Origin of the sequence: Enterobacter cloacae complex sp. P47BA (genome assembly GCF_014930485.1) — a bacterium.
Lineage (GTDB): Bacteria > Pseudomonadota > Gammaproteobacteria > Enterobacterales > Enterobacteriaceae > Enterobacter > Enterobacter bugandensis.
The window spans coordinates 1-8764 of record NZ_JADBRF010000015.1 but is presented as its reverse complement, the minus strand read 5'-3'; the positions used below and the strand labels follow the sequence as shown (position 1 = coordinate 8764).

The following is an 8764-nucleotide window of genomic DNA, read 5'->3' as shown; positions in this document are numbered from 1 at the left end:
TAGATGGTGCATCCGGGAGGATTCGAACCTCCGACCGCTCGGTTCGTAGCCGAGTACTCTATCCAGCTGAGCTACGGATGCAAAATGGCGGTGAGGCGGGGATTCGAACCCCGGATGCAGCTTTTGACCGCATACTCCCTTAGCAGGGGAGCGCCTTCAGCCTCTCGGCCACCTCACCACACAACGCCTCTTTCGAGTGCTTCGAGCAACTCGTTAAGAGCTTCTCGTCGCTGCGTGGCGCATATATTACTTTCTGGGACTTATAAGTCAAACAATTTTCCACATGCTTTTTTCGTTTGCACAATTCGCACGCAATTCGCATGTAAAAGCCGCAAAGAGAGTGTTTTATAAGCGGATTTTGCAGGCATCTTCACAGAATTGTGTTGAGAGAAGCGCGTTATTTGGATGAGATAAGGTTATGAGAGTGGTCAAAAACGAAGCGTTTGAAATAGAACGGTAACTTTATGCAGGAAAAATAGCGGGAGGGTTGCGTCTCGCCCGACAGCGAGACGCGACAATATCAGTAACTGGACTGCTGGGATTTTTCAGCCTGGATACGCTGGTAGATCTCTTCACGGTGGACAGATACTTCTTTAGGAGCGTTAACACCAATACGTACCTGGTTACCCTTTACCCCTAAAACTGTCACGGTGACCTCATCCCCAATCATGAGGGTCTCACCAACTCGACGAGTCAGAATCAGCATTCTTTGCTCCTTGAAAGATTAAAAGAGTCGGGTCTCTTGTATCCCGGCATTATCCATCATATAACGCCAAAAAGTAAGCGATGACAAACACGTAAAGTGTAAGCAGTCACGGCATCACATTCTGTTAAACGTAAGTTTAGCCGATATACACAAACTCAACCTGACTTTATCGTTATCGATAGCACAGTGAACAAGACGCCATAACGTTGCCGCTATGGCGTCTGCTTGTGCTTTGTAGTTATTACAGTTTCGCGCTTACCCAGCTTTCAACGCTGGCTAATGCCGCAGGAAGTGCCGCCGCATCCGTACCACCGGCTTGCGCCATGTCCGGACGACCGCCACCCTTGCCGCCCACCTGCTGAGCGACCATACCAATCAGTTCCCCTGCTTTAACGCGGTCGGTCACATCCTTAGAGACGCCCGCAATCAGAGAAACCTTACCTTCTGCCACCGTCGCCAGCACGATAACGGTAGAACCAAGCTGGTTCTTGAGATCGTCGACCATAGTACGCAGCATCTTAGGCTCAACGCCCGCCAGATCGCTGACCAGCAGTTTGACGCCCTTAATGTCTACAGCCTTGCTGGAGAGGTTTGCACTCTCCTGCGCCGCAGCCTGCTCTTTCAGCTGCTGCAGCTCTTTTTCCAGCTGACGAGTACGATCCAGCGCAACGCGCACTTTCTCGCCCAGATTCTGGCTATCGCCTTTCAGCAGCTGCGCGATGTCGTGCAGCTGATCGCTCTGCGCATGCAGGCTGGCGATTGCGCCTTCACCGGTCACCGCTTCAATACGACGCACACCTGCAGCCGTACCAGATTCGGATACAATGCGGAACAGGCCGATGTCACCGGTGCGCGAGGCGTGAGTACCGCCGCACAGTTCGGTAGAGAAGTCGCCCATGCTCAGCACGCGAACGCGCTCGTCATATTTCTCGCCAAACAGCGCCATCGCACCTTTTTTCTTCGCGTCCTCAAGATCCATAATGTGGGTCTCAATTGGCAGGTTACGACGGATCTGCGCGTTCACCAGGTCTTCCACCGCGCGAATTTCAGACGGCTTCATCGCTTCAAAATGCGAGAAGTCGAAGCGCAGCACTTTATCGTTTACCAGAGAACCTTTCTGTGCAACGTGGGTACCCAGCACGTCGCGCAGGGCTGCGTGCATCAGGTGGGTTGCAGAGTGGTTCAGACGAATGCGCGCACGGCGTGCTTCATCAACGTTAGCCTGTACGCCCTCGCCCACTTTCAGAGAACCGGATACCAGTTTGCCCTGGTGACCGATCGCCTGACCGTATTTCTGGGTGTCGCTGACGCTGAAGCTAAAGCCGTTGCCTTTCAGTTCGCCTTTATCACCAACCTGACCGCCGGACTCCGCGTAGAACGGAGTTTTGTCCAGAATGACAACCGCATCCTGACCCGCGCTGATGCTGTCCACGGCTTTACCGTCAACAAACAGGGCGGTCACTTTGCCGGTCAGTTCCAGCGCGTCATAACCTTTGAATTCTGATGCGCTATCAACGCGGATCATCGCGTTGTAGTCTGCACCGAAACCGCTGGATTCACGCGCACGACGGCGCTGCTCTTCCATCGCGGCTTCGAAGCCCGCTTCGTCAACTTTGATGTTGCGCTCGCGGCAAACGTCCGCCGTCAGGTCAACCGGGAAGCCGTAGGTGTCGTACAGGCGGAAAGCGGTTTCGCCATCCAGCGTGTCGCCCTTAAGCTTTGCCAGCTCCTCGTCCAGCAGCGCCAGGCCGCGCTCCAGCGTACGCGCAAACTGCTCTTCTTCGGTTTTCAGAACCTGCTCAACCTGCGCCTGCTGACGTTTCAGCTCGTCACCGGCTGAACCCATCACGCCAACCAGTGGCCCAACGAGTTTATAGAAGAAGGTGTCCTTCGCGCCCAGCATGTTGCCGTGACGGATGGCACGACGAATGATACGACGCAGCACGTAGCCACGGTTTTCATTCGACGGGATAACGCCGTCGGCAATCAGGAACGCACAGGAACGAATGTGGTCTGCGATTACGCGCAGCGATTTGTTGCTGAGGTCGGTCGCACCGGTCACTTCCGCGACGGATTTGATCAGCGTGCTGAACAGGTCAATGTCATAGTTGGAGTTAACGTGCTGCAGCACTGCGGCAATACGCTCCAGGCCCATACCGGTATCAACGGATGGCTTCGGCAGCGGCTCCATAGTGCCGTCAGCCTGGCGGTTGAACTGCATGAAGACGATGTTCCAGATCTCAATATAGCGATCGCCGTCTTCTTCCGGGCTGCCTGGAGGGCCGCCCCAGATATGGTCGCCGTGATCGTAGAAGATCTCGGTGCACGGACCGCAAGGACCGGTGTCGCCCATCTGCCAGAAGTTATCAGACGCATATGGCGCGCCTTTGTTATCACCGATGCGAATAATACGCTCGCGCGGGATACCCACTTCTTTTTCCCAGATTTCGAACGCTTCGTCATCGGTTTCGTAGACGGTCACCCACAGACGCTCTTTCGGCAGGTTGAACCAGTTTTCACCGGTCAGCAGCTCCCATGCGTATTGAATGGCATCATGTTTGAAGTAGTCGCCGAAGCTGAAGTTACCCAGCATTTCGAAGAACGTATGGTGGCGCGCGGTGTAACCGACGTTTTCCAGATCGTTGTGTTTACCGCCCGCACGCACGCAACGCTGTGAGGTTGTGGCGCGGGAATAATTACGCTTGTCGAGACCAAGGAAAACATCCTTGAACTGGTTCATCCCGGCGTTGGTAAACAGTAAAGTCGGGTCATTGTTCGGTACCAGGGAGCTGCTGGCAACAACCTGGTGTCCCTTACTATGGAAAAAATCGAGAAACGCCTGACGGATCTCAGCGGTGCTCTTGCTCATAATTATCCTGAAATCAAGCTAACGAAATGTCGTAGCAGGTCTGTATCGGTAAACCGTTGGACAGACCAGCTACTGGAAAAAGTGGGAATAAGATAAGTTTTCTTGGGTGGGAAGTAAAATCCCGCATGCGTTCAATCGGCAAAATTACGCCAGATATCCTGAATATCTTCCATCAGAAAGCCGCGGTAGAGCAAAAAGCGCTGGATTTTGACTTTTTCTGAAAATTCACGCGGCAGCGGTTCACCGTATTTTCGAATCGCCTGTTCTTTTGCCAATTCGCACCAGTCCGTGTCGCTTTCACGCATCGCTTTTTCGATGGACTCCCTGGTCACCCCTTTCTGGCTTAGCTCCTGGCGGATGCGCGCGGGCCCATACCCTTTACGCCCACGGCTGGCGAGAAAACGCGAGGCAAACCGGTCATCGTCCAGGTAATGATGCTCATAGCACCAGGCCACCACGCGGTCGTAGTCTTCCGCAGTGGCATCAATCTCCTCCGGCCCGTTTTTGCTCATGACGGGCGCTGACAGCTTCCGCCGCAGCTCCTGTTCACTGTGGTCGCGCACGGCGAGAATGCGTACCGCACGATCCAGCAAGCGCGCGTAGGCGGGTCGGCGTGATGTCGGTTCACTCATAAAAAACCTGCAGAATCAGAAATGCAAAAAGGGCCGCGTCAGCAGCCCTTCATCTTTACACGAGAGACTTAAAAGTCTTCGTTGGTTTCTTCAGCATCCGCGGCATCCACCACGAAATCAGGTTTGGAGTCCTGGTTGTTCAGCAGAAGCTCACGCACCTTCTTCTCAATCTCTTTCGCCGCAGCCGGGTTCTCTTTCAGCCAGGAGATAGCATTCGCTTTACCCTGACCAATCTTGTCACCGTTGTAGCTGTACCAGGCGCCCGCTTTTTCAATCAGCTTCTCTTTCACGCCCAGGTCAACCAGTTCGCCGAGGAAGTTGATACCTTCGCCGTAGAGGATCTGGAATTCAGCCTGTTTGAACGGTGCTGCGATTTTGTTCTTCACAACCTTCACGCGGGTTTCGCTACCCACCACGTTCTCGCCCTCTTTCACCGCGCCGATACGGCGGATATCCAGACGGACAGAGGCGTAGAATTTCAGAGCGTTACCACCGGTGGTGGTTTCCGGGTTACCGAACATCACACCAATTTTCATACGGATCTGGTTGATGAAGATCAGCAGCGTATTGGACTGCTTCAGGTTACCGGCCAGCTTACGCATCGCCTGGCTCATCATACGTGCCGCGAGGCCCATGTGAGAGTCACCGATTTCACCTTCGATTTCCGCTTTTGGCGTCAGCGCCGCAACGGAGTCGACGATGATCACGTCAACCGCACCGGAGCGTGCCAGCGCGTCACAAATTTCCAGCGCCTGCTCGCCGGTGTCCGGCTGGGAACACAGCAGGTTGTCGATATCAACGCCCAGCTTACGGGCATAGACCGGGTCCAGCGCGTGCTCGGCATCGATAAACGCACAGGTTTTACCTTCGCGCTGCGCCGCTGCAACAACCTGCAGGGTCAGCGTCGTTTTACCTGAGGATTCCGGACCGTAGATTTCTACGATACGCCCCATCGGCAAACCGCCCGCGCCCAGTGCGATATCCAGAGAAAGCGAACCGGTGGAGATAGTTTCCACATCCATGGAACGGTCTTCACCCAGGCGCATGATGGAGCCTTTACCGAATTGCTTTTCGATCTGGCCCAGTGCTGCCGCCAACGCTTTCTGTTTGTTTTCGTCGATAGCCATTATTACTCCTGTCATGCCGGGAGAAGCAACTGCGCTTCACCATGGACTTCTGTTCTGTTGGTGCAATTATACTGTATAGTCATACAGTATCAAGTATTTTGTAGAAATTGTTGCCAGAGCGTTTTTAACGCATAAACGGTAGCCTGACGACGCACGCTTTCGCGATCGCCGCTGAAGCACTCCCGGCGGGTGATCCCTTCCCCTTTGGACGTGGCAAACCCGAACCAGACGGTGCCGACAGGCTTCACGTCGCTGCCGCCGTCCGGCCCCGCGATGCCGCTGATGGAAATAGCGTAATCTGCCCGCGCCTCTTTCAGCGCGCCAATGGCCATTTCAATGACAACCGGTTCGCTGACCGCGCCATGCTGTTCCAGCGTGGCTTCGCGCACGCCAATCATCTGCGCCTTAGCTTCGTTACTGTAGGTCACAAAGCCACGTTCAAACCAGGCGGAACTGCCGGCGATATCGGTAATCGCTTTCGCCACCCAGCCGCCGGTGCAGGATTCCGCGGTGGTAATAGTCGCGCCACGCTGCTTCAGGGCAAGGCCAACGATCTCGCTAAGCTGCATCAATTCATGGTCAGTCATTCTTGCTCCAGGCTTGAGAAAAACGTGCAGCACAAGATAGCACTTTCTCGTCAGATATGGGGATGCGCTTCAGGTTTTACGAGGGGGCTTCAGAAAAAAGCCGGTGCGGGCGCACCGGCTGTAGAAATATTATTTCATGCTGTTCGCAAGCGTATCGACATTATGGCGAAACGCCTTAACGTAGGTGTCTGCTGCCCCACCTTTTGCCGACAGGGCTTCCGGGTAAAGTTCGCCGCCCGGCTGTGCGCCCGTCGCCGACGCAATCTGCTTCACCAGACGCGGATCGAGCTGGTTTTCCATAAACCACGTTTTCACGCCGTCGGCTTTAATCTGCTTGATAATCTCCGCCACCTGCGACGCGCTGGCCTCGCTCTCTGAAGAGAGCCCTTGAGGTGCCAGGAAGGTTACGCCGTAAGCGCGGCCAAAATAACCAAACGCGTCATGGCTGGTCAGCACTTTGCGCTTTTCCTGCGGGATCTGGCTAAAGCGCGTTTTGGCCCAGCTGTCCAGTTGGGTCAGTTGCGCAATGTATGGTTTTCCTGAAGCCTCCAGCGCCGCTTTGTTTTCCGGATCGGCTTTCACCAGCCCGTTCAGAATATTTTGCGCATACAGCGCACCGTTCGCCGCGCTGTTCCAGGCGTGCGGATCGGTCACGGTCTTTCCATCTTCCTCAAGCGTGTGGGTTTTCACCCCGTTTGAGGCAACGACCAGCTGGCCTTTGAACCCGGAGGCTTTCACCAGGCGGTCGAGCCAGCCTTCCAGCCCCAAACCGTTGACCACGACCACGTCAGCCTTGCTCAGCGCCGCGCTGTCCTTAGGCGACGGTTCGAAGGTATGGGGATCGCCGTCCGGCCCCACCAGCGTCGTCACGTTTACACGATCGCCCCCCACCTCCTGTGCGATATCCCCCAGTATCGAAAAGCTGGTGACCACATTCAGCGTTTTCGCCATCACGCTATGCGACATCATCCCCAGCGCTAGCGCCATGATTAATCCTGTACTTTTCATCGTTTCCCCTTGCGTTAAAAAAGCGCCCGCAGGCTGCCAGCCAGCCTGCTGCGCGTGCCAAATAAAACGGAAATAAAGAACAGCGCGCTGGCGGTCAGCACAATAGATGGCCCCGCCGGTAAACTTGCCGCCCAGGAGAGGCTTAGCCCCAGCCACGCGCAGAAAATACCGCTGATACCGGCCATCAGGAGTAATCCGGGTAAGGTGCGGACCCAACAGCGCGCCGCCACCGCCGGGAGCATCATCAGCCCGACGGCCATCAGCGTGCCGAGCACCTGAAAACCGGCCACCAGGTTCAGGACCAGCAGCGCCAGAAACAGACCGTGCAATACGCCGGGTAGCCAGCGGGCATTCACCTCCAGCCAGGCGGTGTCAAACGCCTCCGTCACCAGCCCGCGGTAAAAAAGGGCCAGCATGATAAGGGTGAAGATGCACACGCCGGTCACAAACAGCGCGGCGTCGTTGTCCACCGCGAGGATTGAACCAAACAGCAGATGCAGCAGATCGACATTCGAGCCGCGCAGAGATACCAGCGTGACGCCCAGCGCCAGTGACCCCAGGTAAAAACCGGCAAAGCTGGCATCCTCTTTCAGCGGCGTGCGGCGGCTGACCAGCCCGGCCACCAGCGCAACGGCAATCCCGGCGATAAACCCGCCGACGGTCATAGCCAACAGCGACATCCCGCTGAGCAAATACCCCACGGCGACGCCGGGCAAAATGGCGTGAGAAAGCGCATCGCCCATCAGGCTCATCCGGCGCAGCTGAAGAAACACGCCGAGCGCGGTGGTGCTGACGGAGAGCGCCAGGCAAACCACCAGCGCGCGGCGCATAAAACCGAATTCGATAAACGGCTGGAAGAATGTGTGCCAGATCATGCCACCCTCACCCGTTCGGTTTTCCACTGGGGGGCGTCAGTATCCAGCAGCAGCGTCTGCGGGAAGTGGCGCGCTACGCGCTCGCTGTCGTGCAGTACCGCGAGCAGCGTTTGCCCCTGCATATACATCTCCAGCATCAGGTCCATCAGCACGTTGCAGGTCGCTTCATCAACGCCGGAGAAGGGCTCGTCGAGCATCACCAGCGGCGCCTGCTGTACTAACACGCGGGCAAAAAGCATGCGCTGAAACTGGCCGCCGGAGAGTTCATCAATGGTGGAGAGCGCCATCGACTCCAGCCCCACGCGCTCAAGTGCACCACTAATGCGCAGACGCGCTTCGCGACGAAAACCGGCGAAAAGCGAAATTCCGGGCCAGCAGCCCATGCTCACCACGTCCTGGACGGTCAGCGGAAATTGCGCTTCCAGCGCGTGACGCTGCGCCAGCCAGCCGATTACCGGTCGTCTACCCTGCCAGTGAAATCTGCCGCTGACGGGCGGAATAAATCCGGCGAGGGTTTTCAGCAGCGTGGATTTGCCGCAGCCGTTGGCGCCGATAATCGCGGTCATGCTGCCGCGTTCAATCACGCCCGAAAGCGGACGCGTGACGGGCTGGCGGTCGTAGCCCGCAACCAGTGCGTTCATCACGATCATGGCAGCGCCACCGCCCAGCGCACGGCCAGCCCGAGAAACAGAATGAGCACCATCGCCAGCAGCAGCCGAACCGGGGATGAGAGAGAAAACAGGGACATGGATATTTCAACTCAAAAATAATGTTATAACATAACAATAATGAAAGGCGATGAAGATGTAAACGGCGGGAATGAAATGGGAGTGTGGCGAAATGTTTCTGCGGGAAAGAGGTGCGCGCGGGTGCCCTCTCCCACAGGGGAGAGGGATCCCCAGTAATTTTTTCCTGAAGCGATGAACATTGCTTCAGAGAAATGAATAACTTACAGCGATG

The 8764-nt window shown here is 56.0% G+C and carries 8 protein-coding genes and 2 tRNA genes; all 10 read right to left on the bottom strand.

Annotated elements, in window-relative coordinates:
- Positions 1-4: 4 nt before the first annotated feature.
- Positions 5-81 (bottom strand) — tRNA-Arg (locus IM299_RS15580).
- A gap of 4 nt (positions 82-85) precedes the next feature.
- Positions 86-178, bottom strand: a tRNA-Ser gene (locus tag IM299_RS15575).
- Between the two features lie 342 nt (positions 179-520).
- Positions 521-706: a carbon storage regulator CsrA gene (gene csrA, locus IM299_RS15570; protein ID WP_000906486.1), complete on the bottom strand. Its 186-nt coding sequence runs from the start codon at positions 704-706 to the stop codon at positions 521-523.
- A 241-nt stretch (positions 707-947) separates the two neighbouring features.
- A complete protein-coding gene (gene alaS, locus IM299_RS15565) occupies positions 948-3575 on the bottom strand; it encodes an alanine--tRNA ligase (protein WP_193357776.1) in 2628 nt (875 codons plus the stop codon).
- Positions 3576-3706: 131 nt separating this feature from the next.
- Positions 3707-4207 carry a recombination regulator RecX gene (gene recX, locus IM299_RS15560; RefSeq protein WP_048957170.1) on the bottom strand — a complete coding sequence of 167 codons (501 nt, stop codon included), beginning with the start codon at positions 4205-4207 and terminating at the stop codon, positions 3707-3709.
- A gap of 68 nt (positions 4208-4275) precedes the next feature.
- A complete protein-coding gene (gene recA / locus IM299_RS15555) occupies positions 4276-5334 on the bottom strand; it encodes a recombinase RecA (protein ID WP_028014189.1) in 1059 nt (352 codons plus the stop codon).
- Between the two features lie 89 nt (positions 5335-5423).
- On the bottom strand, positions 5424-5921 hold the full coding sequence (gene pncC / locus IM299_RS15550; protein WP_028014190.1) for a nicotinamide-nucleotide amidase: 498 nt from the start codon (positions 5919-5921) through the stop codon (positions 5424-5426).
- A gap of 129 nt (positions 5922-6050) precedes the next feature.
- Positions 6051-6929, bottom strand: coding sequence for a metal ABC transporter substrate-binding protein (locus IM299_RS15545; RefSeq protein ID WP_045629918.1), 879 nt, complete (start codon positions 6927-6929; stop codon positions 6051-6053).
- Positions 6930-6943: 14 nt separating this feature from the next.
- The gene (locus tag IM299_RS15540; protein WP_193357775.1) at positions 6944-7804 is read right to left on the bottom strand and encodes a metal ABC transporter permease; all 861 of its coding nucleotides are present in this window, start codon (positions 7802-7804) and stop codon (positions 6944-6946) included.
- Positions 7801-8454, bottom strand: coding sequence for a metal ABC transporter ATP-binding protein (locus IM299_RS15535; RefSeq protein WP_193357774.1), 654 nt, complete (start codon positions 8452-8454; stop codon positions 7801-7803). The genes IM299_RS15540 and IM299_RS15535 overlap by 4 nt, the downstream gene beginning before the upstream one ends.
- Positions 8455-8764: the final 310 nt, after the last annotated feature.